The sequence below is a fragment of the Mycobacterium shigaense genome (assembly GCF_002356315.1).
In the GTDB taxonomy this organism is placed as follows: Bacteria; Actinomycetota; Actinomycetes; order Mycobacteriales; family Mycobacteriaceae; genus Mycobacterium; species Mycobacterium shigaense.
Genome location: NZ_AP018164.1, coordinates 964,226 through 989,546 on the forward strand (window position 1 = coordinate 964,226; position 25,321 = coordinate 989,546).

The 25,321-nt window shown below is 67.2% G+C and carries 27 protein-coding genes and 4 pseudogenes; 18 read left to right on the forward strand and 13 right to left on the reverse strand.

Annotation, left to right across the window (positions count from 1 at the left end):
- Positions 1-123 precede the first annotated feature (123 nt).
- Entirely contained in the window at positions 124-1,053 is a 930-nt protein-coding gene (locus tag MSG_RS04540) for a DUF4436 domain-containing protein (RefSeq protein WP_373421205.1), read from the forward strand.
- 1 nt (position 1,054) lies between these two features.
- On the opposite strand, the gene MSG_RS04545 is transcribed toward MSG_RS04540, so the two are convergent.
- The gene (locus MSG_RS04545; RefSeq protein ID WP_096437463.1) at positions 1,055-2,494 is read right to left on the reverse strand and encodes an FAD-dependent oxidoreductase; all 1,440 of its coding nucleotides are present in this window, start codon (positions 2,492-2,494) and stop codon (positions 1,055-1,057) included.
- Between the two features lie 227 nt (positions 2,495-2,721).
- Here MSG_RS04545 and MSG_RS04550 point away from each other — a divergent pair, with 227 nt between their 5' ends.
- From MSG_RS04550 to rplO, 11 genes are all read left to right on the forward strand, one after another.
- A complete protein-coding gene (locus MSG_RS04550) occupies positions 2,722-3,144 on the forward strand; it encodes a pyridoxamine 5'-phosphate oxidase family protein (RefSeq protein WP_232011241.1) in 423 nt (140 codons plus the stop codon).
- Between the two features lie 345 nt (positions 3,145-3,489).
- Positions 3,490-3,858, forward strand: a complete 369-nt coding sequence (gene rplN, locus MSG_RS04555; RefSeq protein WP_003403649.1) for a 50S ribosomal protein L14 — start codon at positions 3,490-3,492, stop codon at positions 3,856-3,858.
- On the forward strand, positions 3,859-4,176 hold the full coding sequence (gene rplX / locus MSG_RS04560; RefSeq protein ID WP_096437467.1) for a 50S ribosomal protein L24: 318 nt from the start codon (positions 3,859-3,861) through the stop codon (positions 4,174-4,176).
- Between the two features lies 1 nt (position 4,177).
- The gene (rplE, locus tag MSG_RS04565; RefSeq protein WP_096437469.1) at positions 4,178-4,741 is read left to right on the forward strand and encodes a 50S ribosomal protein L5; all 564 of its coding nucleotides are present in this window, start codon (positions 4,178-4,180) and stop codon (positions 4,739-4,741) included.
- A 4-nt stretch (positions 4,742-4,745) separates the two neighbouring features.
- Entirely contained in the window at positions 4,746-4,931 is a 186-nt protein-coding gene (locus MSG_RS04570) for a type Z 30S ribosomal protein S14 (protein WP_003873499.1), read from the forward strand.
- A gap of 143 nt (positions 4,932-5,074) precedes the next feature.
- Complete coding sequence (gene rpsH, locus MSG_RS04575) at positions 5,075-5,473, forward strand: 30S ribosomal protein S8 (RefSeq protein WP_096437471.1); 399 nt, start codon at positions 5,075-5,077, stop codon at positions 5,471-5,473.
- Positions 5,474-5,496: 23 nt separating this feature from the next.
- The gene (gene rplF, locus MSG_RS04580; protein WP_096437473.1) at positions 5,497-6,036 is read left to right on the forward strand and encodes a 50S ribosomal protein L6; all 540 of its coding nucleotides are present in this window, start codon (positions 5,497-5,499) and stop codon (positions 6,034-6,036) included.
- Positions 6,037-6,074: 38 nt separating this feature from the next.
- Positions 6,075-6,443, forward strand: coding sequence for a 50S ribosomal protein L18 (gene rplR, locus MSG_RS04585; protein WP_096444066.1), 369 nt, complete (start codon positions 6,075-6,077; stop codon positions 6,441-6,443).
- A 46-nt stretch (positions 6,444-6,489) separates the two neighbouring features.
- On the forward strand, positions 6,490-7,176 hold the full coding sequence (gene rpsE, locus MSG_RS04590; protein WP_096437475.1) for a 30S ribosomal protein S5: 687 nt from the start codon (positions 6,490-6,492) through the stop codon (positions 7,174-7,176).
- Entirely contained in the window at positions 7,173-7,373 is a 201-nt protein-coding gene (gene rpmD / locus MSG_RS04595) for a 50S ribosomal protein L30 (protein WP_096437477.1), read from the forward strand. The genes rpsE and rpmD overlap by 4 nt, the downstream gene beginning before the upstream one ends.
- Complete coding sequence (gene rplO / locus MSG_RS04600) at positions 7,370-7,810, forward strand: 50S ribosomal protein L15 (protein WP_096437479.1); 441 nt, start codon at positions 7,370-7,372, stop codon at positions 7,808-7,810. The genes rpmD and rplO overlap by 4 nt, the downstream gene beginning before the upstream one ends.
- Before the next feature lie 114 nt (positions 7,811-7,924).
- On the opposite strand, the pseudogene MSG_RS04605 reads toward rplO, so the two are convergent.
- Positions 7,925-8,856: pseudogene (locus MSG_RS04605) on the reverse strand (LLM class flavin-dependent oxidoreductase).
- 39 nt (positions 8,857-8,895) lie between these two features.
- Here MSG_RS04605 and sppA point away from each other — a divergent pair.
- A complete protein-coding gene (gene sppA / locus MSG_RS04610; RefSeq protein WP_096437481.1) occupies positions 8,896-10,680 on the forward strand; it encodes a signal peptide peptidase SppA in 1,785 nt (594 codons plus the stop codon).
- Between the two features lie 50 nt (positions 10,681-10,730).
- Here sppA and MSG_RS04615 read toward each other — a convergent pair whose 3' ends face one another.
- From MSG_RS04615 to MSG_RS04625, 3 genes and pseudogenes are all read right to left on the reverse strand, one after another.
- On the reverse strand, positions 10,731-11,642 hold the full coding sequence (locus MSG_RS04615) for a class I SAM-dependent methyltransferase (protein WP_096437483.1): 912 nt from the start codon (positions 11,640-11,642) through the stop codon (positions 10,731-10,733).
- A 9-nt stretch (positions 11,643-11,651) separates the two neighbouring features.
- Positions 11,652-12,576: pseudogene (locus MSG_RS04620) on the reverse strand (class I SAM-dependent methyltransferase).
- On the reverse strand, positions 12,573-13,538 hold the full coding sequence (locus tag MSG_RS04625) for a class I SAM-dependent methyltransferase (protein WP_096437485.1): 966 nt from the start codon (positions 13,536-13,538) through the stop codon (positions 12,573-12,575). The pseudogene MSG_RS04620 and the gene MSG_RS04625 overlap by 4 nt, the downstream one beginning before the upstream one ends.
- 120 nt (positions 13,539-13,658) lie before the next feature.
- Between MSG_RS04625 and MSG_RS04630 the strand changes: the two are divergent.
- A pseudogene (locus MSG_RS04630) lies at positions 13,659-14,349 on the forward strand (zinc-binding dehydrogenase); the annotation flags it as partial.
- On the opposite strand, the gene MSG_RS04635 reads toward MSG_RS04630, so the two are convergent.
- Positions 14,346-14,840, reverse strand: coding sequence for a methyltransferase domain-containing protein (locus MSG_RS04635; RefSeq protein ID WP_096437487.1), 495 nt, complete (start codon positions 14,838-14,840; stop codon positions 14,346-14,348). The pseudogene MSG_RS04630 and the gene MSG_RS04635 overlap by 4 nt on opposite strands.
- A gap of 17 nt (positions 14,841-14,857) precedes the next feature.
- Between MSG_RS04635 and MSG_RS04640 the strand changes: the two are divergent.
- Positions 14,858-15,047, forward strand: a pseudogene (locus MSG_RS04640) (helix-turn-helix transcriptional regulator); the annotation flags it as partial.
- 39 nt (positions 15,048-15,086) lie between these two features.
- Positions 15,087-16,628, forward strand: coding sequence for a xylulokinase (locus tag MSG_RS25445; protein ID WP_232011242.1), 1,542 nt, complete (start codon positions 15,087-15,089; stop codon positions 16,626-16,628).
- A 70-nt stretch (positions 16,629-16,698) separates the two neighbouring features.
- Here the strand turns inward: MSG_RS25445 and MSG_RS04650 are convergent, their stop codons facing one another.
- The 4 genes from MSG_RS04650 to MSG_RS04665 are packed head-to-tail and all read right to left on the reverse strand — an operon-like array spanning position 16,699 to position 20,301.
- Entirely contained in the window at positions 16,699-17,730 is a 1,032-nt protein-coding gene (locus MSG_RS04650) for an NAD(P)H-dependent amine dehydrogenase family protein (RefSeq protein WP_096437489.1), read from the reverse strand.
- Positions 17,727-18,623 (reverse strand): MBL fold metallo-hydrolase, encoded by an 897-nt coding sequence (locus MSG_RS04655; protein ID WP_373421203.1) that lies wholly within the window; start codon positions 18,621-18,623, stop codon positions 17,727-17,729. The genes MSG_RS04650 and MSG_RS04655 overlap by 4 nt, the downstream gene beginning before the upstream one ends.
- Positions 18,624-18,649: 26 nt before the next feature.
- Positions 18,650-19,306, reverse strand: coding sequence for an L-fuculose-phosphate aldolase (locus MSG_RS04660; RefSeq protein WP_096444069.1), 657 nt, complete (start codon positions 19,304-19,306; stop codon positions 18,650-18,652).
- Between the two features lie 5 nt (positions 19,307-19,311).
- Positions 19,312-20,301, reverse strand: coding sequence for an NAD(P)-dependent oxidoreductase (locus MSG_RS04665; protein WP_096444071.1), 990 nt, complete (start codon positions 20,299-20,301; stop codon positions 19,312-19,314).
- 21 nt (positions 20,302-20,322) lie between these two features.
- Here MSG_RS04665 and MSG_RS04670 point away from each other — a divergent pair, with 21 nt between their 5' ends.
- Both MSG_RS04670 and MSG_RS04675 read left to right on the forward strand, forming a co-directional pair.
- Positions 20,323-21,702: a xylulokinase gene (locus MSG_RS04670; RefSeq protein WP_096437493.1), complete on the forward strand. Its 1,380-nt coding sequence runs from the start codon at positions 20,323-20,325 to the stop codon at positions 21,700-21,702.
- Positions 21,703-21,736: 34 nt separating this feature from the next.
- Positions 21,737-22,402, forward strand: a complete 666-nt coding sequence (locus MSG_RS04675; RefSeq protein WP_096437495.1) for a GNAT family N-acetyltransferase — start codon at positions 21,737-21,739, stop codon at positions 22,400-22,402.
- Between the two features lie 3 nt (positions 22,403-22,405).
- Here MSG_RS04675 and MSG_RS04680 read toward each other — a convergent pair whose 3' ends face one another.
- The 3 genes from MSG_RS04680 to MSG_RS04690 are packed head-to-tail and all read right to left on the reverse strand — an operon-like array spanning position 22,406 to position 25,192.
- Positions 22,406-23,335: a class I SAM-dependent methyltransferase gene (locus MSG_RS04680; protein WP_096437497.1), complete on the reverse strand. Its 930-nt coding sequence runs from the start codon at positions 23,333-23,335 to the stop codon at positions 22,406-22,408.
- A gap of 11 nt (positions 23,336-23,346) precedes the next feature.
- Complete coding sequence (locus MSG_RS04685; protein WP_096437499.1) at positions 23,347-24,267, reverse strand: class I SAM-dependent methyltransferase; 921 nt, start codon at positions 24,265-24,267, stop codon at positions 23,347-23,349.
- A 10-nt stretch (positions 24,268-24,277) separates the two neighbouring features.
- The gene (locus MSG_RS04690) at positions 24,278-25,192 is read right to left on the reverse strand and encodes a class I SAM-dependent methyltransferase (RefSeq protein ID WP_096437501.1); all 915 of its coding nucleotides are present in this window, start codon (positions 25,190-25,192) and stop codon (positions 24,278-24,280) included.
- Between the last annotated feature and the right edge of the window lie 129 nt (positions 25,193-25,321).

Consider the following 25,321-nt stretch of genomic DNA (forward strand, 5'->3'; position numbering starts at 1 on the left):
TTTCTCCAAGGTCAGCAAATATCGGCGTTGCTAGCATCTCGGTGCGTGACCCTCCAACGGGAATTAACCCCGTCGGCGTATGAGCCTGCCGGCGGGGAGCCCGAGTTCGACCTGGCCGAGGTGCTGGCGGCGCGGACCGAGGCACCCGCTGGTGTGTCGCCGCCGGCCCCGCCGGAACCCGAATCCCAGGACAAGCCGAAGCGACGCCGGCACATAGTGCTGGACATCCTCATCGTGCTGGGCGTCGTCTGCATCTACGCCCTGTCGCTGCTCGGCTATCACCTGCTGGCCAGCGCGCCGAAGCTGCCCCAGCCGGAATTGAGCACGGCCGACGGCACCGTGGTGCTGGTCCGCCTCGAACAGCTGCACACCGTGGCCAATCGCCTCGATGTCAAGGTGCTGGTGATGCCCGACGACTCGCTGCTCAACAAGCGCCTCAACGTGTTGAACACCGACACCTCGGTGCGCTTCTTCCCACAGAACGACCTGGGTGACCTGCAGTACCCGGTGGGGAAGCTTCCGGCACAAGTTTCCACCACCATCGAGGCGCACGGCGACCCGGGCGACTGGCCCTTCGACTCTTACCGGACGGACCTGATTCAGGCTGACGTCCTCGTCGGCTCGGGCGACAACCGTCAATACAAATTCGGCCGGGTGGAAGTGACCGGCTCGCTCGAGGGCTGGGACGTCGAGGAAACCCGGGTCCCGCGCAACAAAACCGACCCCGATCGACCCGACAACGTCATCATCACCCTGCACCGGGCCAAGGGCCCCTTGGTGTTCGATCTCGGCATCTGCCTGGTCCTGATCACGCTGCCGACCCTGGCGCTGTTCGTGGCCATTCAGATGCTGACGGGGCGCAGGGCTTTCCTGCCGCCGTTTTCCACCTGGTATGCGGCCATGCTTTTCGCCGTGGTCCCGCTGCGCAACATTCTGCCCGGCACGCCACCCGCGGGTGCGTGGATCGATCAGGCCGTGGTGATCTGGGTGCTGATCGGGCTGGCCACCGCGCTGGTGCTCTACGTCATCGCGTGGTATCGAAGATCCAGCTGACTCAGAAGTTCAAGCCGGAGAACATGATTCGGCTTGGATCATACTTCTGTCGCACGGCAGTCAGCTTGGGCAGGTTCGGGCCGAAGTACCGCGACGGCGGCTGGTTGGCCTCGATGTAGTTCACGTATCCGCCGACCGAATACTGTTGCACCGCTTGGTGTGCCGTGGTCAACCAGGCGGTGGCCGCCGCCTGGTCACCGGTTTCCACGTACCACTGCACCAGGGACGCCTGTCGGCGCCAGGGGAAGGCGGTGGCCGTCGGCGCCACCGTCGCCAGGGCGCCGTCCAGCGCGTGCATGATCGCCAGCATGCGGCCCGCGCTGCGCGGGAAGGCGTTGACGGCGGCGGCGATTCCCTGCGCGGTCGCCGGGGTCATCGTGGTGAAGACATCGGAGCCGCCGACATATCCCAGCGGGGCCGGGTTGAGGTTGCCGACGGCCAGATACCGCACCAAGTCCATGTAGCCGAAGGTGTGGTTCTCGGTCCCGCTCGGCTGCACTCCCACCGCCGTTGTGATGGCGTTGGCCACGCTGCCGCCGGACCCGGCCGGGCACGTCGCCATGATGCGGCAGTGCTGGCCCATCGCGTCGGTCGTGCTGTCGGCCAGCGCCCAGCTGTTGCGGTCGGCGGTGCGCAGCCAGTTCTGCCAACCGACCAGCACCTGGGGGAACGCCTGCTGCGGGTAGTTGTGGACCACCACGTCGACGTCGTGGGTGGGGAACGTGGCGAAGGTCAGCGAGGTGGTCACCCCGAAGTTGCCGCCCCCGCCGCCGCGCAGCGCCCAGAACAGGTCGGGATTGCTGTTGGCCGACGCGGTCACCGCCTGGCCGCCGGGCAGCACCACCGACGCGGACATCAACTGGTCGCACAGCAGGCCCGCGTGCCGGGACTGCGCGCCCAGCCCGCCGCCCAGGGCGTGCCCCGCCGCGCCGACCGACGGGCAGGTGCCGGTCGGGATGCCGCGGCCCGCCGCGGCCAGCGCCTCGTGTATGGCGTACAGGCTGGTCGCCGGCGTCACCGTGACCTGCCCGGAGGCGGCGTCGTAGTTGATTCCGCCGGGCAGCTGGCGCAGGTCGAAGACCATCGCGCCGTTGGCCGTGGAGGCGCCGATATAGGAGTGCCCGCCGCTGCGGGGGGCGACCTTGAGATTGTGGGCGGCGGCGAAGGCCATGGCCTTTTGCACGTCGGCGACCGAGGTGGGCGTGACGACCGCCGCCGGGGTCGAGCCGTTGTAGTTGGTGTTGAAGACCTGTTTGACCGCGCCGAACTGCCCGTTGTCCGGGAGTATCAGGTGCCCGTTGAGGGCGGTGGACAGCGCGTCCCAGCCGGTGGCGTTGGGCGCCGCCGTCGCGCGCGGGGAACCGAGCACCGTCCCGGCAGCCAGAGTCGCTGCGGCGGCCCGTAGGAAGGCCTGCCGCGACATCTGCCGCACTACCGTCATCCCCGCATTCTGGGGCTTTGCGGCGGCACTAGCGCGCTGTCGCCCGCCGTGTCGTATAACGATTGGCCAACGACCGGTCGGCACCGGCGAGGGAGACAGTGTGCCACAGCCGGGTTCGCCGATCCGGTGTCCTTTTGTCATGCGGTGTAGGGCCCTATGGCCCTACACCGCATACCGGCGTCCAGAAAATGCTTAAGATCGTGAACTACCAAGGTTTTGATGGCGGGCTGGGACTGTCCCGACCGGCCCCTGGTTCCAAGCTGCTCAGCGATGTCGAGGCGATACAACTGCTCGACAGTGTCAGCTACGGGCGCGTCGTGTTTACGCTCAACGCGCTTCCAGCCATCCGCCCGGTCAATCACCTGCTGGACGAAGGACGGATCATCATCCGCACTCGGCTGAACGCGTCGATCTCAGCGTCCACACGTTCCAGCGAAGGCATGGTCGTGGCCTACGAGGCCGACAGCCTGGACCCACAGACACGCACGGGCTGGAGCGTCGTCGTCACTGGACGCGCCCGCACCGTCACCGATCCCGATCGAATATCGCGCTACGAACTGTTGCTCAAGCCCTGGGTCAATCACGCCGACACAGTCGTCGCCATCGAACCGGCGATGATCACTGGCCTCAGGATCGAGCCCGAGGCCTGAGCCAACAGGTCATGGATATCAGGGAAGGCGAGAACTTTCGCCCTGCATAACCCATTCGGCGCGCGGACGATCTCGATGGCGCATGCGCCATCGAGATCGTCTAGCAGCTGCTGGGCAACGGCGGCGACGTCGTGCTGGCAGGAATTTGGCGCTGCGCAGGTCTTCACCTAAACTCTAGGGGTTGCCTTGGGCAGACCTCGGCCGGTAATTGCACCACGTCGGCCCTGCGTGCCTTTCGGCGACAAAGACCGCGCACGTCAGGTTTTTTGGTGGGTGGTGCACGCTGCACCGTTCACCGAGACGAGATCTCCTGCCGTGCACACGTGAACCAGTTCAGGAGATCAGGTGATTCAGCAGGAATCGCGGCTGAAGGTCGCCGACAACACCGGTGCCAAGGAGATCTTGTGCATCCGGGTGCTCGGTGGTTCGTCGCGACGCTACGCCGGCATCGGTGATGTCATCGTCGCCACCGTCAAGGACGCCATTCCCGGCGGCAACGTCAAGCGCGGCGACGTCGTCAAGGCCGTGGTGGTGCGCACCGTCAAGGAGCGCAGGCGTCCCGACGGCAGCTACATCAAATTCGATGAGAACGCCGCAGTGATCATCAAGCCCGACAACGACCCGCGCGGAACGCGCATCTTCGGGCCGGTCGGCCGCGAACTGCGCGAGAAGCGATTTATGAAGATCATCTCGCTCGCTCCGGAGGTGTTGTAGATGAAGGTCAAAAAGGACGACACCGTCCTGGTGATCGCGGGCAAGGACAAGGGCGCCAAGGGCAAGGTCCTCAAGGTCTACCCGGAACGCAACCGGGTGCTGGTCCAGGGCGTCAACGCGATCAAGAAGCACACTGCGGTTTCGACAAACCAGCGCGGCGCGCAGTCTGGCGGAATCGTCACTCAGGAAGCCCCGATCGACGCGTCGAACGTGATGGTCGTCGACTCCGACGGCAAGCCGACCCGCATCGGCTACCGGGTCGACGAGGAGACCGGTAAGCGCGTCCGCATCTCCAAGCGCAACGGCAAGGACATCTAGCGTGACCACGACAGAGAAGGTGCAGCCCCGCCTGAAAGAGCGCTACCGCAACGAGATTCGTGATGCGCTGCAGAAGGAGTTCGGCTACGGCAACGTCATGCAGATCCCGACGGTGACCAAGGTCGTCGTCAACATGGGTGTCGGCGACGCCGCCCGCGACGCCAAGCTGATCAACGGTGCCGTCAGCGACCTGGCGCTGATCACCGGGCAGCGTCCGGAAATCCGCAAGGCCCGTAAGTCGATCGCGCAGTTCAAGTTGCGCGAGGGCATGCCGATCGGTGCGCGGGTCACTCTGCGCGGCGACCGGATGTGGGAGTTCCTCGACCGGCTCACTTCGATCGCGCTGCCGCGTATTCGCGACTTCCGCGGCCTGTCGCCCAAGCAGTTCGACGGTGTCGGAAACTACACCTTCGGGCTCGCCGAGCAGTCGGTGTTCCACGAGATCGACGTGGACAAGATCGACAGGGTCCGCGGCATGGACATCAACGTCGTCACCTCGGCGACAAACGACGACGAGGGACGAGCGCTGTTGCGGGCCCTCGGCTTTCCGTTCAAGGAGAACTGAGTAGATGGCTAAGAAGGCACTGGTCAACAAGGCCGCACGCAAGCCGAAGTTCGCCGTGCGCGGCTACACGCGCTGCAACAAGTGCGGCCGCCCGCGTGCGGTTTTCCGCAAGTTCGGGCTGTGCAGGATCTGCCTGCGCGAAATGGCGCACGCGGGCGAATTGCCCGGCGTGCAAAAGAGCAGCTGGTAACAGGCCACCCAGGACGACAGACCAACTACAGGACAGGCGCGCGGCAGGCCCTAGCCGGGAACCACCGCGAGGAAGGTGACAGACACTGTCATGACAGCGACAGCGACGATGCAGAGCGCAGCGATGAAGAGGAGTGGCGCTCGATGACTATGACGGACCCGATCGCAGACTTCTTGACACGTCTGCGCAACGCCAACTCGGCGTACCACGACGAGGTGACCCTGCCTCATTCGAAGATCAAGGCGAACATCGCCCAGATCCTCAAGAGCGAGGGCTACATCACCGATTTCCGGACCGAAGACGCTCGCGTCGGCAAGTCACTGGTCGTTCAACTCAAGTACGGACCGAGCCGGGAACGCAGCATTGCCGGCTTGCGACGGGTGTCCAAGCCGGGTTTGCGGGTGTACGCCAAGTCGACCAACCTGCCGCGGGTGCTCGGCGGTCTGGGCGTGGCGATCATCTCGACCTCTTCCGGCCTGCTCACCGATCGTCAGGCGGCCAGACAGGGCGTGGGCGGCGAAGTCCTCGCGTACGTGTGGTAGTCGGGGAGAGGTAACGAAAGACTATGTCGCGCATTGGTAAGCAGCCGGTTCCGGTTCCCGCCGGAGTCGACGTCACGATCGAAGGCCAGAACGTGTCGGTGAAGGGGCCCAAGGGCACCTTGAACCTGACCATCGCCGAGCCAATCACGGTGGCGCGCAACGAAGACGGCGCCATCGTGGTCACCCGCCCCGACGACGAGCGGGAGAACCGTTCGTTGCACGGGTTGTCGCGGACCCTGGTGTCCAACCTGGTCACCGGCGTGACGCAGGGCTACACCACCAAGATGGAAATCTTCGGTGTCGGTTACCGCGTGCAGCTCAAGGGCAGCAACCTGGAGTTCGCGCTCGGCTACAGCCACCCCGTGGTGATCGAAGCGCCCGAGGGCATCACGTTCGCGGTGGAGACGCCGACGAAGTTCAGTGTCACCGGCATCGACAAGCAGAAGGTCGGCCAGATCTCGGCGAACATCCGTCGGCTGCGCCGCCCCGACCCCTACAAGGGCAAGGGCGTGCGCTACGAAGGTGAGCAGATCCGCCGCAAGGTCGGAAAGACAGGTAAGTAGTCATGGCGCAAAAACAAGCCACCGCCGAGCGGAAGCCCGTGGGGCAGAGCGTTTCTGAAAGCCGCCGGGTCTCTCGGCTGCGTCGCCACGCACGGCTGCGCAAAAAGCTCACGGGCACCGTGGAGCGTCCGCGGCTGGTGGTGAACCGGTCCTCGCGGCACATTCACGTGCAGCTGGTCAACGACGAGAACGGCACCACGGTGGCCGCGGCTTCCTCGATCGAGGCCGATGTGCGCGGTCTGGACGGGGACAAGAAAGCCCGCAGCGTGCGGGTCGGTCAACTGATCGCAGAGCGGGCCAAGGCCGCCGGCATCGACACGGTGGTGTTCGACCGCGGGGGATACACCTACGGCGGACGGATCGCGGCGCTGGCGGACGCCGCCCGCGAGAACGGATTGCAATTCTGATGAGGAACATCAGCCTGATGACGAACAAGACTGGAAGGACCGCATAATGGCGGAACAGTCGGCTGGGTCGCAGGGCGGCCCGGACAGTCGTGACAGCCGCGGCGACCGGGGCGGCGACCGCGACGGCCGTGGCCGTGGCCGCGACGGCGGTGGCCGTGGTGGTCGTGACCGCGACGGTGACAAGAGCAATTACCTCGAGCGTGTGGTCGCGATCAACCGCGTGTCCAAGGTGGTCAAGGGTGGGCGGCGGTTCAGCTTCACCGCCCTGGTCATCGTCGGCGACGGCGCGGGCATGGTCGGTGTCGGATACGGCAAGGCCAAGGAAGTCCCCGCCGCGATCGCCAAGGGCGTCGAGGAGGCCCGCAAGGGCTTCTTCCGGGTGCCGCTGATCGGTGGCACCATCACGCACCCGGTGCAGGGTGAGGCCGCCGCGGGCGTAGTGCTGCTGCGTCCCGCCAGCCCCGGTACCGGTGTGATCGCCGGCGGCGCGGCGCGTGCGGTGCTGGAATGCGCTGGGGTGCACGACATCCTGGCCAAGTCGCTGGGTAGCGACAACGCGATCAACGTGGTGCACGCCACCGTCGCGGCGCTCAAGCTCTTGCAGCGCCCCGAGGAGGTGGCCGCTCGTCGCGGACTGCCGATCGAGGACGTCGCCCCGGCCGGAATGTTGAAGGCGCGGCGCGAAAGTGACGCGCTGGCCAGTGCGGCGGCAGCACGAGAGGCCCAACCATGAGCACTCAACTGAAAATCACCCAGGTGCGCAGCACAATCGGGGCACGCTGGAAGCAGCGTGAGAGCCTGCGCACCCTGGGGCTGCGGCGGATTCGCCATTCGGTGATTCGCGACGACAACCCTCAGACCCGCGGACTTATCGCGGTGGTGAGCCACCTCGTCGAGGTGGAGTCGGCTCCCGAAGGGAAGTCACAGTGACCATCAAACTGCACGACCTGAAGCCTGCGCCCGGGTCGAAGAAAGCCCGCACCCGCGTCGGTCGTGGTGAGGGCTCCAAGGGTAAGACCGCGGGCCGCGGCACCAAGGGCACCAAGGCACGCAAGAACGTGCCGGTGACCTTCGAGGGTGGGCAGATGCCCATCCACATGCGGCTGCCCAAGCTCAAGGGATTCCGTAACCGGTTCCGCACCGAGTACGAGATCGTCAATGTCGGTGACATCAGCCGGCTTTTCCCGCAGGGCGGCACGATCGGTGTCGACGAGCTGGTGGCCAAGGGCGCGGTCCGCAAGAACTCTCCGGTCAAGGTCCTCGGTGACGGCGAGCTGACCGTCAAGGTGGAGCTGACCGCGCACAAGTTCAGCGGCAGCGCGCGCGAGAAGATCACCGGCGCCGGCGGCTCGGCCACCGAGCTGTAGCTCCGGCGGACAACCGGCGAAAAGCCCCCGCACGCATCGCGTGTCGGGGGCTTTTGCTCGTGGCCAACGACGCCGAACGTGGGCCCCGCACTCGTCGGCCCGGCGTCCGCGCGGTTAGCTCAGCTGCGGAATGACTTCTGCGGCAAGGCGTTCCATCTGCTCGCGGTTTTGCGGCACGTCGGGCCCGACGGGGTTCAGCAGCAGCATCTCGGCGCCGGTGTCGATCACCTCGCGCAGCCCGCGGATGACATCGGCGGGCGTGCCGGAAACCCCGACGTTTTCGCCACCGGGAATGGAGTCGCCGTAGATGTTGTGCAGCCCTTCGACGACGCGTTCGCGGGCTCGCGTAGCGTCGTCGTCGATCATCAGGTAGACGCGCTTGCCGATGACGAAGTGCGCGGGATCCTTCTGCTGTTTGTCGAGTTCCTCGCGCACGATCTTGGCCGCGCCGGCGAACGACTCGGTGGTCGACGAACCGGCCCCGAGGAACGAATCGCCGAGGCGTACCGCCCGGGCCAGCGCCTTGGGCGCCAGCCCGCCGAACCAGATCGGCGGGTGCGGCCCCGCTGCACCGGCTTGGGGTTGGACCCCAGGCCGTCGACGTCACGGAATTGGCCGTGGAACGTCACGGTGGGCTCGTCGGACCAGGCCGCCTTCATCAGCTCCAGGCCCTCGGTGAAGTACGAGATGAAGCGATCTTTGTCGACGCCGAACGCGGCGAAGTTGCGTGCGCCGCCGCCGGGTGCCACGCCGACGTCGAGCCGGCCGTGGCTGATCCGGTCTACGGCGGTGATCGACTGCGCCAGCTGCAACGGTTCGTGCAGCGACGTCACCAGCACGCCGACCCCGAGCCGCAACCGTTCGGTGAAGGCCGCGCAGTAGGCCAGCAGTTCCAGCGGAGCCAGCAGGGGTGCAGAGCCGACGGTCTGCTCGATGAGCCAGCCGCCCTCGAATCCCAGTTCCTCGGCACTTGCCAGATACGAGCGCAGCCCGGCGCCGTCGAAGCCGTCGTAATCGAACTGAGGGATTGAGATCGAAAACCTCACGAAACCACCCTACGGTGACCGATCGGTACGCTGCAGAGCATGTTCGCCTTTCTATCTTCTGTCCCCGGTCTCGACGAAGTGCGCGCCCTGGCCGGCCGGGTCGATACCGCCCGCCACCGCGGTGTGCCCAATGGGTGTGTGCTCGAATTGAGCCTGCGCTCGGTCCCGTCGGAGACGACAGGACTGGACCCGATCGCGATCATCACCGGCAGCGGTCGGGGGTTGAGCCTGCGCGACGCCGTCGCCGCGATCCACCGCGCGGCCGACGACCCGCGGGTGGCCGGGCTGATCGCCCGCGTTCAGCTCAACGCGTCACCGGCGGCCACCGTCCAGGAAATACGCGAGGCGATCGCGGCTTTCACAGCGGTCAAGCCGTCGCTGGCCTGGGCGGAAACCTATCCGGGCACCCTGTCCTACTATCTGGCGTCGGCGTTCGGCGAGGTGTGGATGCAACCGTCGGGGACCGTGGGGCTGATCGGATTCGCCAGTAACGCCACCTTCCTGCGCGACGCGCTGGACAAGGCGGGCATCGAAGCCGAGTTCGTCGCGAAGGGCGAATACAAGTCGGCGGCAAACCTTTTCACCGAGGTCGGGTTCACCGACAGCCATCGCGAGGCCGTGACCCGGATGCTGGAAAGCCTGCAGGGCCAGGTGTGGCAGGCGATCGCCTCCTCGCGCAACATCGATCCGGACGGGTTAGACGCGCTGGCCGACCGGGCGCCGCTGCTGCGCGACGACGCCGTTGCGTCCGGCCTGGTCGACCGGATCGGTTTCCGCGACGAGGCGCATGCCAGGATCGCGGAACTCATTGGCGTGCAACCAGATTCATCGGAGCCCAGCGACGAGGGCAAACCGCCGCGACTCAGTCTGGTCCGCTACGCTGGCGCGTCGCGGCCGTGGGTCGTTCCGCCGATGCCGACGGTTCCCGGTCGCAAACCCAAGCCCACGTTGGCGGTCGTCACCCTCGAGGGCCCCATCGTCAACGGGCGCGGTGGACGTCAGTTCCTGCCGATCGGAATTTCGTCGGCCGGCGGCGACACGATCGCGGCGGCGTTACGGGAGGCGGCCGCCGACGATGCGGTGTCGGCGATCGTGCTGCGGGTGGAGAGTCCCGGCGGCTCGGTCACCGCGTCGGAGACCATTTGGCGCGAGGTGACCCGGGCCCGCGACCGCGGCAAGCCGGTGGTGGTGTCGATGGGTTCCGTCGCCGCCTCGGGTGGCTACTACGTCGCGATGAATGCCGACGCGATCGTGGCCAATCCGGCGACGATCACCGGCTCGATCGGTGTCATCACCGGAAAGCTGGTCGTCCGGGATCTGAAGGAACGTCTGGGTGTCGCCTCTGACGCCGTGCGCACCAACGCCAATGCCGACGCCTGGTCCATGGACACACCGTTTACCCCGGAGCAACGCGCGCATTGCGAGGCCGAGACGGACTTGTTCTACGCCGACTTTGTCGAGCGCGTCGCGCAGGGCCGTAACCTGACCACCGAGGCCGTGGAAGCCGTTGCCCGCGGCCGGATCTGGACCGGCGCCGATGCGCTGGAACGCGGCCTGGTCGACGAACTCGGCGGCCTGCGTGCCGCGGTGCGCAGGGCCAAAGTGCTGGCCGGGCTGGACGAGGATGCCGACGTGCGCATCGTCAGCTTCCCGGGCTCATCGCTGCTGGACATCGTGCGGCCCCGGCCGTCGTCGCAACCGGCCGCGTCGTTACCCGACGCCCTGGGCGCGCTGCTCGGCCGCTCGATCACCGGGATCCTGGACGGCGTCGAGCAGACGCTGAGCGGCGCCACCGCGCTGTGGCTGGGCGACCCGCGGCTCTAACCGATGGTGGCGACCCGCGGCGCCCGGCTTCGCCGCGCTTGTGATCGCCACTAACCGAGCCCTGCGCTGATGAAGATGATCTCGCCCAACGGGTCGTCGCGTTCCGGTGCGGGCATGGCGATGCCGGCGCGGCCGAACAACTCCGTGCGGGTGACGTCCTCGGCGTCCCACCCTTTGGTCCGCAGGTAATCGATGACGTGGTTGCGCTCGCCCGGGTATACGAGCGACGCCAAGTCGATGTCCGCGCCGTGGTCGCGGAAGAGGCTTGACATCTCCCGCACCCGGTCGGCGTCGAAATCGATGATGCCGGGCACGAATTCGGTCGCGATGGTGCTACCCGGGGCGGACAGCGCGGTGATGCTGTCGAACAGTCGGTCCTGGGCCTCGGACGGCAGGTAGATCAGCAGGCCTTCGGCCAACCAGGCCGTGGGCGCGGTCGTATCCAGCCCGGCCTCGCGCAGCGCCGTCGGCCAGTCTGCGCGCAGATCGATCGGAATGGTGCGCCGCGTCGCCGTGGGCTCGGCGCCGATACCCGCCAGGGTGCCGGACTTGAATTCGATCACCTGCGGTTGGTCGATCTCGTAGACGACCGTGCCGGCGGGCCATGGCAACCGGTAGGCCCGCGAGTCCAATCCCGACGCGAGAATGACGACCTGACGGACTCCATTGCCGGTCGCGTTGAGGAGGTAGTCATCGAAGTACTTCGTGCGCACCGCCATTCCGTCGGTCAGCGCTTGCAGGCGCGACGGGGTGGCGTTCTCGATCTCGTCGAGATCGAGAACGCCGTCGATCATCTTGATAAAGACGTCCACGCCGACCGCGCGCACCAGCGGTTCGGCGAACGGATCGTTGATCAGGCCGCGGGGATCCCTGGTCGCCACGGCGCGGCCGGCAGCGACCATGGTGGCGGTGGCGCCCACGCTGGACGCCAGATCCCAGTTGTCGTCGTGAGCGCGTGGCACCGGTTCACCCTATCGAAATCGGAGGGTCGCTGCTACGTAACTCATGTCCGCGAAGGGGTTCGGCACATCTTCGGGGAACTCAAACCCGTTGCGCGCATACAGCTCCCTGGTGGGGTGCTCCGTCACCTGCCAGCCGTGGCCGGTCAAGTAGTCGATCACGACGCTGCGCTCGCCCCGGTAGAACAGGTCGGCCGCGTTGAGGTCGAAGCCGAAGCTGCGCCACCGGTCGCTGATCTGTTGCAACCGCTCATCGGTGAACGCGTTGGGGTCCGCCACGTGCTCGGTAGCCACCCGACTGCCCGGTGCGGACAACTCGGTGATGTGGTCGAACAAGCGGTCCTGGGCGTCCGGCGGCAGGTAGGGCAGCAGGCCTTCCGCGCTCCACGCCGTGGGCCGCGTGACGTCGAAGCCGGCCGCGCGCAGCGCCGCGGGCCAGTCCTCGCGCAGGTCGATGGCGACGGTGCGGCGGTCGGCGGTCGGCGGTCGGGGTGGCGCCGAGGCCGGCCAGCGTATCGGTCTTGAACGCGATGACCCGCGGCTGGTCGATCTCGTAGACCACCGTCCTGGCCGGCCACGGAAGGCGGTAGGCCCGGGTGTCGAGTCCGGAAGCCAGGATTACCGCCTGCGGCACGCCGTCTTTGGCGGCGTCGAGGAAGAAGTTGTCGAAGAACCTCGTCCGCACCGCCATCTGCTGGTTCCGCGATGTGCGGTTCAGCAGCGCGTCGTCCTCCATCGTGATCTCGCCGTCGATGATGCGGATGAAGACATCCATGCCTACAGCCCGGACGAGCGGGTCGGCCCAGGGATCGTCGAGCAGCGCGTCGGGCCCCTGCGAGGCCACCGCGCGGGAGGCCGCGACCATGGTGGCCGTCGCTCCCACGCTGGAGGCCAGGTCCCAGGTGTCGCCTTCGGTGCGCCCGGTCTCAGTGGTCATTTCGCCTTCTTCTCCAAGGTGCCGCTGGTGTAAAGCAGCTCGCCCATGCGCATGTCGTCGTCCTCGAGCGGGGCAAAGCCGTTGTCCGCGAACAGCTCCTGAATACTACTGCTGTCGAGTGACCAGCCGCGGTCCGCCAGGTAACCAACCGCCTCGTTACGGTCGCCCAGGTAAACCAAACCCGCCATGTCCAGGTCGAAGCCGTGTGCGCGCCAGCGGTCGGCGATGGTCTGCATGCGCTCGCGCATCTTGGCCTCTTCGCCGGGCTCGAGACTGGGCGCGCTCTCAGTGGCCAGCCGGCTGCCCGGCGCGCTGAGTTCGGTGATGGTGTCCAGCAGGCGGTCCTGGGCGTCCGGCGGGAGGTAGCCCAGCAGGCCCTCGGCGCTCCATGCCGCCGGCTGGGTCGGGTCGAATCCCGCGGTGCGCAGCGCGGTGGGCCAGTCGTCGCGGAGGTCGACCGCCACCACCCGGCGGTAGGCGGTGGGCGTTACTCCCAACTCGGCCATAGTGCGCGACTTGAATTCGACGACCTGAGGCTGGTCGACCTCGTAGACCACCGTGCCCGCCGGCCAGGCCAGCCGGTAGGCGCGGGAGTCGAGCCCGGAAGCCAGGATGACAACCTGCTTGATGCCCGCGTTCGTCGCGTCGGTGAAGAACCCGTCGAAGAACTTGGTGCGCACCGCCATGTTGTCGGCCATGCGGGACATCGCGCCGGCAGATCCGGCGGCCCCGTCTCGAACATCGGCGACGTCGTTGAGTTCGGCGGGGTCCAGTTCGCCGCTGGCCAGGCGCGAGAGCAGGTCGACGCCGACGGCTTTGACCAGCGGTTCGGCGAACGGATCGTTGATGATCGGGCGCTCCGCGCGGGTCGCGATTGCGCGCGCGGCCGCGACCATGGTCGCGGTCACCCCGACGCTGGAGGCCAGGTCCCAGGTGTCGCCGTCGTATCTGGTGGAAGTCATGTGCGTGCCCCCTGAGGGAGTAACTAGATAACCTTTGCTAATACTTAGTTGATATAACAAGCTTCCACCACTGTACGCTTCCCGCGATCCGCGGCAATCTTGACGAATGGCGTGCCCAACGTCCCCGTCGAGGCGGCCGTCTTCGCCGACCCGTTCTCCGTGTCCTTGCACGCGATTACCCGCCATCCGCCGACCCGCTCCGGCCGGGCGCTGGTGTACGGGGCCGGCTCGCTCGGATTGTGCGCGGTGGCCATTTCGCGCGTGTTGTATCCGGACGTGGCCGTGGCCGTGGTGGCTCGCTTCGACGCGCAGGCCGAACTGGCCCGACGGTTCGGTGCCGCCAAAGTGCTTGCGCACGAACCACGTCTGGCCGTCATCGAAGAGCTCGTCGCGTGGGGCGGTGGACGCTTGCGCCCACCGCTGCTGGGATTGCCGATGGCGCACCCGGGCGCGGTCGACGTCGTCTACGACACCGTCGGTAAACCCGAGACCTTCGAGGTGGGCGTGCGGTGCTCGCCGCGCGGGAACGCTGGTGAAGGCTCGCGTGCACGCACCCGGCCGCTGGGAGTGGAGCCCGCTGTACTTCAAAGAGATCAGCTGGGTCGGCTCCAACGCCTTCGGATTCGAAGAGGTAGAGGGGGAGCGCAAGCACGCCATCGCCCACTACCTCGACCTGGTCGCTGCCGGCTGAATCGACCTGCGCCCCAAGCTGACCCACACCTTCGGGCTGGGCCAGTGGCGCGACGCCTTCCTGGCGATCGCCAACCAGGGCGACAGCGGCGCCGTGAAGGTCGCCTTCGATCTGCGCTAGGCGGGACGGGTGGCCTGATAGAAGGTGAGTTGGCCGATGATCCGTTGCCGTTTGGTGGCCAGTTCCGGGCAGTCGAATCCCGCCGTCCGCAGCAGCGTGGGCACGGCGTTCCCGAGGCTGCCTATCGACGATAGGACCCGATCGAATTCGCCGTCGGCGTAGGGAAGCCGTTCGGCGTAGGCCCGTTCGAAGCGAACGCCGGCCAATTGAACCGCCTTTCGCTTCGCAGTCGCCAAGATCCGTGGGTCGGGGTCGCAGCCGATCACGTCAGCCGAAGGCTCGGCCCGCTTCGCCTCTATCGTGAGAGTGCCTGTACCACAGCATATCTCGAGAATTCGATGACCGCCCTCGATATCCGCTTGGCGGACTAGCTGTCGATAGACGCTGTCCATGCCCATGGGGCGGGCGAGCACGTCGTATGCGGGCAGAAATGCGTCGTGACCGGTGGCGGGAAGATAGTCATGTGGATGATGTTTCGTCACATAGTCCATGGCGTAGCGCTAGGCCGCGCCACACTGAGCCGCTGTCGCTGCGCGACGTGGCGAACGAGGTCGGCATGACGCCGGGGCATTTGACCACCGTCGTGCGCCGCCCGCACCGGGCGCACCGTCGTCGAGTGGATCATCGAACGCCGAATGGCCGAGGCGCGCGGCTTGCTGGTCGATACGGATCTGCCGGTCGCCGAGATCGCCGGCCGCCGAGACCAGCGCGCCGTGCTTCCCGGCCGGGGACCCAGCATGACGTCTTTAGCCAATGCCGACATCGTGAGAAGAGCAGCGGTGAGCCTTTCTGGCAGACTGGCAATTGTGGCACACAGCTGTCTGGTCGGCCTTGACGTCGGAACAAGTGCCGTCAAGGCGATACTGATCGATACCGATGGGAACCGGCTGGCCGATTACACACGCCCACTGGCGTTGTCGCGCCCCTCGGCGGGCCACGTCGAGCAGGATCCAGCCGCTTGGATTGGCGGGGTGCTGACTGCGCTGACGGAATTTGAGTTCGGGCACGACCTTTCCGGACTCGTGGGAATCGGCATCACATCGCAAGTGAACACGCATGTGTTCATCGGCGCAGACGGCGAGACTCTAATGCCCGCAATCACGTGGCAAGACACCCGCTGCGCATTCGACGCTGCGGTGCTCGCGGCGCAAGTCAACGCCGAGCAGCAACAAGGTTGGTTCGGCACTCCGGTTCTGATCGACGCCAGTCACGCGTTGGCTCGGTTGGCGTATGTCGCGCGCGTGTACCCGGAGGTCTACGCGAAGACTCGACATGTCCTGCTGCCGAAGGACTATTGCGTAATGCGGCTAACCGGGGCGGTGTTCTCCGACACTATCTCAGCGGTGCGCCTCGCCAATGGCCAAGGCTACATAGACCAGTTGCTTGACTTGGTGCCGCGAGCGCAGGAGTTGCTGCCATCGTTACGAGGCTTTCATCATGTGGCAGGACGGGTGCGTGAAGGGATGCCTTGCGCCGGAACGCCGGTAGTTGTAGGTGTTATGGACGCGTGGGCTGGTATGTATGGTTCCGGCGTGCTGCGCGACGGTGAAGCGATGTATCAAAGCGGTACGAGCGAGATCTTGGGTATCATCTCGCCTACCGTCAACCCCACGCGAGGCGTGGTCGTGTTTCCCCCTTATGACAACGTCGTCCTCCACGCTGCGCCTACCCAATCCGGAGGAGCCGCCCTGCAATGGGTTTCGGAGTTACTCGGCAGGACGCCAGCTCAGTTGTCGGTGCTGGCGGCAGGAGCCGAGCCGGGGCCGTCCGTACCGTTGTTCCTGCCGCACTTGGAGGGCGAGCGTGCGCCGATCTGGGATGCCGGGTCAAAGGGTGCGTTTGCGGGCATCGGTTCCCAGGCGGGAGCCGCCGAGATGGCACGCAGCGTGATGGAAGGGGTAGCCTTCTCGGCACGGTGGGCTTTCCAGGCGTTACAGCAGTCGGCGAATCTTGATCTGTCGCAGGCGAATATCAGCGGCGACGGCTCTCGATCAGATACCTGGTGTCAGATCCGCGCCGATGCTCTCGGCTTTCCGCTTCGGCGCAGTGCGGTGGAGAATGCCGCGGTTCTCGGTGCAGCCCTGTTGGCCGGCGTGGGCACCCAAACGGTTCGCTGCATGAGTGACGCTGTGCGACAGCTTGTCCGGTTCGACCGGACTTTCGAGCCGCGAATTGCCTATCGTGAGTACTACGACGAAAAGTTCGCAGGTTTTCAGAAGCTCTACTACGCGCTGCGCCACATTCGCAAAGGGACTGCGGCAGAGGCGTTCTCGGAATAATAAAAAGACCACCAGTTGCGCTGATATGCGGAACCTTGTCGGCCGGGGGTGACGGCGATGTTGCCGATGCCTACTCCAGCGCGCCGTGAGATCCCATGATGGGCAGGTCGATTGGGGTGATGATGCCCGGCGGGGCGTCGCAGACGAAGGGGATGGCGTTGACCGCCGCGACGGCGGTGCTGTCCATCAGCACCGTCATCACGTCCTGCCCCGGATGGCCGAACCGAATCGTCGCGTCGACAGAGGGTTCGCCGTCGATCACCACGCTGAATCCCTTAGGTTCCTCCCATTGCGGGTCGAGCGCATCGTCGCTCATCGTCCAGCAGATCGCCAGCTCGATCACCGGGCGGCCGTTGCGCAGACCGCGATAGGTACGGCGTTGGCCTCCGCTGGTGCCGGCGGCGTAGTCCGTCCAGCCCAGGTGCAGATCGCGCGTCAGGACGGCGTTCTCGACCAGTCCCTCCGTCGAGTCGAGCTGCACGCCGAGCATGGTCGCGATCATGTCGAGCGTCTCGAAGTAGCCGAGGCCGTAGCGCTGGGTCTGCGGATCGACCCGCGCCACGCGCTCTTTCGGCGGCCTGCCGAACCCGAGCACCTTCCATACGTCGTGCACGGGATAGGTTGTACAGTCCAGGGTTTCGGCCAGCCGCACACTGCTCACACGCCGGCACGCCCCGGTCAGGAATCCGGCGACGACGTCGATGAAGCCCGGCTCGAAGCCCGTGCCCAAGAACGTCGCGCCGCCCTGGTCGGCTGCCTCCTGCAACGCGGCGCGCTCGCTGCGGCGGTAGGAACCGGTCAGGAAGTCTCCGGTGGTCACCACGTTGATGCCGCTGCGCAGCAGCCGGGCCACCAATTCGAAGTCGATGACGCGCGGCATGTAACACACGCAGTCCGGCGCCAGGTCGACCAAAGCGTCGACGTCGTCGGTCGCGGTCACGCCGATCGGCGGCCCGTCGATGAGAACTCCCGCGTCACAACCCGCTTTGTCGGCTCCGAAGGCATGCACGCCGACGACATCGAAATCGTCGCGGTCGATCAGCACCCCGAGTGCTCGCTTGCCGATGTTGCCGGTCGACCACTGGACCACCCGATAAGTCATAGGGATTCGACCTCCAGCCAGTCGTCGACGTCGAATCGGTCTCCGACGGCACGGATCGTGGCACCGCCGTGACCGGGGTAGTGCGCGGGTATCACCGTTGCCTGCGCGTCCACCGCTTCGGTGAAGATCCGGCGGCGGGTGACCGTCGCCGCGGCGGCGTCGACGTCGAAGGCGCAGGAGTCTTCCGGGCGGCGCACCTGCAGTGGGCTGTGCGTGAGGTCGCCCACGAACACGGCGGGTTGACCGGCATCCAGCCACAGCACCGACGAGCCCGGCGTGTGTCCGGGTGCGGGCCGCAGCCGCAGCGACGGGCTGATCTGATAGTCGTCCGACCATTGAACGAGCTGCCCGGCCTCCTCGACGGGCGTGACGCTGTCGGCGAACACCAGCTGGTCGCCGCGCTGCTGAGCCGCCTCGGCCTCGGTGCGCGGCGAGTGCTGCGCCACCGGCCCGTCCGGCGCGAAGTAGCGGTAATCGGCTGCGGCCGCGAGGTATCGGGCATTGGGAAAGGTCGGCACCCAGCCGCTCTGAGAGTTGCTGTCCAGCATGGTGTTCCACCCGACATGGTCGGAGTGGATGTGGGTGTTGATCACCACGTCCACGTCGCCGGGATCGATACCGGCCGACTCCCACGCGGCGAGGAATCCGGTGTTCAGATGATCCAGCGGCGGCATGTGTGGGCGTTCCCGATCGTTGCCGACACCGGTGTCCACGACGACGATCAGCCCGTCGACCTCCACGACCCAGCTCTGCACCGCGATGCGCCAGTGATCGGTGTCGGGGACGTAGAAGTCCGGCACCAGCAGGTCGGCATTGTCCCGCCATGCCGCCGCCGGGGTGTGGGCGAAAGACTTTGTCCCCAGCGCGAATTGGAATTCCACGATGCGTGTCACGCTGGCGCGGCCCACTTGGACGCGACTCACAGCGGATGGGCGCGCAGGTAGCCGTAGACGCCGGCGAAGTTGCGGTTCACCTCGTCGGGAATGGGCACCGGACCACCCAGAGCCTTTGCGCCCCAGACTATTTGCGCGGTCCTCTCCACCAGGGCGGTGATGTGCAGGACTTTGTCGGGGCGGGGCCCCACCGCCACCAGGCCGTGGTTGGCGATCAGGGCCGCGCCGCGCCCTTCGAGCGCTTTGACGGCGTTGGCCCCGACGTCGGGCGTGCCGGACGCGGCGTAGTCGGCGCAGCGGACGTCACCGCCGCAATAGACCGCGAACTCGTCGATGCATGCCGGGATCGGCTCGTGGGCGATGGCGAACATGGAGGCCCACACGGGATGGCTGTGAATGACGCTGCCGATGTCGTCGAACGCCTGATAGCAGGCAAGGTGCAGCTGCATCTCCGACGACGGCGCCCGGCCCTGCGCGGCCTGCAGCACGGCGCCCCCGGGGTCGACCAGGACCAGGTCCTCGAGCTGCATGTCGCGGTAATCGACCGACGACGGGGTGATCACGATGGCGCCGTCGGAGCGTCGCGCGGAGATGTTGCCCGCGGTTCCCTCGACCAGACCGCGGCGCAGCATGTCCTTGGCCGCGTCCAGCACCGCGGTCTCCGGGTTGTCGACGGATTTCACGATTGTCATGACCCCGGCACCTCCGGGTTGACGATATGGGCAGGCGTCTTGCCGGACAGCAACGCTTCCAGATCGTCGGCGACCATCTGTGCCTGCCGTGCCTCAGTGTCCCAGGTCGCTCCGCCGATGTGCGGCGTCAGGACGACATTGGGCATGCCCGCCAGCGGGTGATCGGTCGGCAGCCACTCGCCGGCGAAATGGTCCAGGCCGGCCGCGGCCACCTTCCCGGAGCGCAGCGCCTCGACCAGTGCGTCGGTGTCGTGCAGCTGGGCGCGAGCCGTGTTGAGGAAGACCACGCCGTCGCGCATGGCCGCGAACTGCTCGGCGCCGATCATGCCGGTGGTGTCGTCGGTGACCGGCGCGTGCAGGGAGACGACGTCGGCCTCGGTCAACAGGTCGTCGAGGCTGTGCTCGGCTTCGTCGCTGTACGGGTCGCAGGCGATGACCCGCAGGCCCAGCCCGGCCAGCCGCCACTTGCACGCGCGTCCGACGGCGCCCAGGCCCACCAGCCCGGCGGTGCGCCCGGCGATCTCCCAACCCCGGAACCGCTGGTAGGGAATGACGCCGTCGCGAAAGATGTTGCCGCCACGCACATCCGCGTCCGCGCTCAGCAGGTGACGGGTGGCCGCCAGCAGCAGGGCGACCGCCATCTCGGCAACCGCGTCGGCATTGCGGCCCGGCGTGTTCAGCACCGGGATTCTCGCCGCGGTCGCTCCGGCGACGTCGACGTTGTTCGGGTCGCCACGGGTGGACGCGATCGCGCGCAGGCTCAGATCGAAGACCGGTCCGCGCACCGAATCGCTTTCCACCACAACGACATCGGCGGCCTCGGCACTGACCCGTTCGGCAAGCTGTTCGGCGCTGTAGATGCGCAGCGGAGTTTGGTCGAGCTCACTTATCCAGGGGTCATACACCACGTCGGCGAGCTGCCGCAGTTTGGCGAACCCCGGACCGCGCAACGGGGCGGTCACCAGGGCACGCGGTCTTGACGTCACGATCCCCAATGCTGGCGTACGGTGACGCCCGTGTCACGCTCGAACATTCAGGACGTCACAATCGGCATCGACGTCGGCACCACCGCGGTCAAAGCGGTTGCCGCGGCCGAGGACGGGCGTGTGGTGGCACGGGCACGGATTCCCCATCAGCTGCGGGTGCCCGCCCCCAACCGGCTGGAGCACGACCCCGACGAAGCGTGGCGGCGGGGCCCGTTGGCCGCCCTGGCCCGACTGGACCAAGGGCCTCAGGTGCGCGCGGTGGCAGTCGCGGCCATGGTCCCGTCGCTGACCGCAGTCGATGCCACCGGCACGGCGCTGGCGCCGGGCCTGCTGTACGGCAATGAGCGCGGCCGCGTCGCCGGTGATCAGCCCCTTCCCGCGCTGGGTGAGGCCGCGGAGTTTTTGCGCTGGACGGCCGCCGCGGCGCCCGGCGCCGCCGGTTACTGGCCGGCACCCGCGGTTGCCAACCACGCCCTGGCGGGCGAGGCGGTGATCGACTTCGCCACCGCCGCCACGGCCTATCCCCTGTTCGGCGGGACGGGCTGGAACGCGGCGGCGTGCGCCGCGCACGGCGCGAGCGTCGAGCAGCTGCCCCGGGTGCAGAACATCGGCGCCGCCGCCGGGCAGGTGCGCCGGACCGGCGCCGTGCTGGGCGTCGGGGCCATCGACGCGATCTGCGAGCAGCTGGTGGCCGGCGCCGACCGCGACGGCGAGGTGGTGGTGATGTGCGGCACCACCCTGATCGTGTGGACCACCGTCGCCGAGGCCCGTCAGGTGCCGGGGCTGTGGACCATCCCGCACACCAGGGCCGGCAAGAGCCAGATCGGCGGCGCCAGCAATGCCGGGGGACTGTTCCTCGGCTGGATGGATCGCGTGATCGGCCCGGGCGACCCCACTGGCGTTGCCACGGTCGACCCGCGCCGGGTGCCGGTGTGGGCGCCCTACATTCGCGGCGAGCGCACGCCGTTTTACGACCCGGACCGCCGGGCCGTGCTGGACGGCCTCGACCTCACCCACGGCGCCGCCGCGCTGCGGCGGGCCGCCTACGAGGCGTCCGGCTTCGTGGTCCGTCAGCTCCTGGAGCGCAGCGGTGCCCCGGTGTCGCGCATCGTGGCCACCGGTGGCGGTACCCGCCTGCGGCCGTGGATGCAGGCCCTCGCCGATGCCACGGGCCGGCCGGTGGAGGTCTCCGGTGTCGCTGAGGGAGCCGCGCTGGGGGCGGCCTTCCTGGCCCGGATGGCCGCCGGCCTGGAGACGACGATCGACGACGCCGCGCGGTGGAGTTCTGTCGGGTCTGTCGTCGATCCCGATCCCGCCTGGGCGGGCCCGGTCGAGGACCGCTATCGGCGCTTCCTGGAGCTGGCGGACCGGCCGTCGCGACCACCCGGTTCGACGTACTAGCGCGATACCCGGCTTCGCGTTCTAGGCTGGTGCAATGACTGACCACGACCGCAAAGCTGCCCGTCGAGAGATCGCGGACGCGCTCTTGAAGGCCCTCGAACGCCGGCACGAAGTACTCGACCTCATCGTGGAGGCCGACGACAGCGCGGCCGCGATCGAGGCGATCGTCGGGTTGCTCGACATATCGCACGCGGGTGCCGAAGCGGTGATGGGCCTGTCCTTCGACCAGGTCACCAAGGACTCGCGCAAGATCATCCAGGCCGAGCTCGAGGATCTCAACAAGCAGCTCAGCTTCACGCTGGGGGAGCGGCCGGCCAGCTCGGGAGACAGCCTGGAGCTGCGCGCGTTTTCCGCCGAGACAGATCGCGATATCTTCGCGGTCCGCACCGAGGACATGGGCGCCGCTGGCGACGGATCCGGGGGACCGGCGGGCAACCTCGACGACGAGATCCGCTCGGCGCTGGCACGGGTCGACGACGAGGAGGCCGCCTGGTTCGTGGCGATCGATTCGGGCGAGAAGGTCGGCATGGTGTTCGGCGAGCTGCTCGGCGGCGAGGTGCAGGTGCGGATCTGGATCCACCCCGAGCACCGCAAGAAGGGTTACGGCACCGCCGCACTGCGCAAGTCGCGCACCGAGATGGCGTGGTGTTTCCCCGCCGCGCCGCTGGTGGTTCGGACCCCGGCCGCCAAACCCGGCTGAGCGTTACTGCTTGACGGCGATGACCGAGACCTGGTTCTGCAGCGCCTCGAGGCTTTTGCCCGGCGGCACGGGCAGCCCGGCGTCGACGAACTGATCGGCGCGGGTGCACGCCGAGATCTGCCAGTCACGGGCGCTCAGGTAGTCGGCCGCTGGAGTGCGCTCGCCGTGATACACCAGCGTGGACACGTCGGTGTTGAAGCCGTACCGTCCCCAGCGCTTTGCCATGGCCTTGGCGCGCTTCTCCAATAACGGGATCCCGTCGCGGTGGTACTCGGTGGCCAGCCGGCTGCCCGGGGCGCTGAGCGCGGTGATCACGTCGAACAGCCGATCCTGGGCGTCCGGGGGCAGGTACATCAGCAGGCCCTCGGCGCTCCACGCACTCGGTCGTGACTCGTCGAAACCGGCCTGCCGCAACGCGTTCTGCCAGTCGTCACGCAAGTCGACCGCGACGGTCCGGCGCTCGGCGGTGGGCTTTGCACCCAGGTTCGACAGCGCGGCGCTCTTGAACTCGACCACCGCCGGCTGGTCGACCTCGTACACGACGGTGCCCTCGGGCCAGGCCAGTCGGTAGAGCCGTGAATCCAGGCCGGAGGCCAGGATCACGACCTGGTGAACACCGGCAGCGGTTGCCTCGGTGAAGAAGTCGTCGAAATACCGGGTGCGCACGGCCATCATGTCGACCATCCGTTGTAGGTTGAACTCGACATCGGGGTCCGCGTCGGGGTCCAATCCGCCTGTGTCGTCGGTGATTTCGCCGTCGAGCACTTTGACGAAGAATTCCGCGCCTACCGCGCGAACCAGCGGGTCGGCGAAGCGATCGTCGATCAGGGCGCCGGACTGCTTGCTGGCTAACGCCCGGCAGGCGGCCACCCATGTTGCGGTCGCCCCCACGCTGGACGCCAGGTCCCACGTGTCATGGTCGGTACGCGTCATGCTCGAAACTCCTAGTTCAACGTCGCGGAAACGTATTTGATGTCGCCGAAGGCAGCCATAGATGGTTCGGAGGGAAACTCAAAACCGTTGCACGCGTACATCTCCGGTGTGCTGCGCACCGTCGTCTGCCAGCCGCGCTCGCCGAGGTAGGCCACCACGTCGTTGCGCTCACCGGTGTAAACCAGCTCGGACCAGTTGAGGTTCAGCCCCATCCGCCGCCAGCGTCCGCTCATCTCGCGACCCCGCTTCTCGACGCGGTCGCGCATGTCGGAGACGTAGCCGGTGCCGATCCGGCTGCCGGGAGCCGACAACGCGGTGATGTTGTCGAACAGGCGATCCTGGGCGTCGGGCGGCAAGTACCCCAGCAGCCCCTCGGCGATCCAGGCCGTCGGCTGGGCCGAGTCGAATCCGCTGCTGCGCAACGCGGCCACCCAGTCGTCACGCAGATCGATTGCGACCGCCCGGAGATCGGTGGTCGGGGCGGCGCCCAGATCGGCCAGGGTCCGCGTCTTGAACTCGATCACCCGCGGCTGGTCGATCTCATAGACCACGGTTCCGGCCGGCCACGGCAGCCGGTAGGCGCGGGTGTCCAGCCCGGAGGCGAGGATGACCGCTTGGCGCACACCGGCGTTTGCGGCGTCGAGGAAGAAGGTGTCGAAGAACCGGGTGCGCACGGCCATGCCCTCGCTGAGCCGTTGCGCCGTGAAGGCGGGATCGTCGTCGTCGAGTTCGACTTCGCCGTTCATCATGCGGATGAACGCACCGACGCCGACGGCGTTGACCAGGGGCTCGGCGAAGGGGTCGTCGATCAGCGGGTTCGGGCCCTTGGACGCCATCGCCCGCCGGGCCGCCACCGCGGTCGCCGTGGCCCCGACGCTGGACGCCAGATCCCAGCTGTCGCCGTCGAATCGCTTGGTGTCGGGATTGGTCATGGCGGCACTCCTATCCCAGGGTTGCGGTGAGGGCGACGATGTTGCGCAGTTGCGACGTCTCGTCATCGGGGAAGGTGCGGCCGTATTCGGTGAACAGCTCGCGCCGGGGCTGGGTGTGCACCTGCCAGCCGCGAGCGGTCAGGTAGTCGACGACGTTGCTGCGCTCGCCGTCGAAGAAGAGGCCGGACAGGTCTATGTCGCAGCCGATGGTCGCCCACCGCTGGCTGAACTGCTTTGCGCGATCCGACATCGTCAACGTCGTGTCCGTTTCGCCGTGATATTCGGTCGACAACTTGCTGCCAGGCGCCGACAGCGCGGTGATGTTGTCGAACAGCCGGTCTTGCGCGTCCGGTGGCAGGTACATCAGCAGGCCTTCGGCGCTCCAGGCCGTCGGCTGCGTCACGTCAAACCCGTTGCTGCGCAACGCGGCCGGCCAGTCATCCCGCAGATCTACGCTGACGGTACGCCGCTCGGCGGACGGTGCAGCGCCCAGTGACGACATCGTGGTGCTCTTGAATTCGATCACTTTGGGCTGATCGACTTCGTACACGACGCTGTCGCTCGGCCAGGCCAATCTGTACGCGCGTGCATCGAGACCCGCCGCCAGAATCACCGATTGGCGGATGCCGCCCCGGGCGGCAGTGAGGAAGAAGTCGTCGAAGAAGCGAGTGCGGACCGCGATGGAATCGGTCTCCGTCTGCAAATTCCGTTCACCGTCGTCCGACGTTTCGGATGGCGCGACTTCGCCGTCGACCAACCGGCGGAAGAAATCGAGCCCGACGGCCCGCACTAATGGCGCCGCGAAAGGGTCGTCGATAATCGGGCTGGCCTCATTGCTGGCCAATGCGCGGGCCGCGGCGACCATCGTGGCCGTGGCGCCGACGCTCGAGGCCAGGTCCCAGCTGTCCTGATCGGTGCGTGTCATGGTGCTCCTCTGCGGGTTCGGCCGATAGCGGAATGTGCGCGCCGCGGTTTGCGTCGTCGTTGATCGGCGGCGACGCGCGCTCGGGTCTCCGGGGTGCGTTAACCGGTGGCGGCCCCGGGGCGTCAGGGC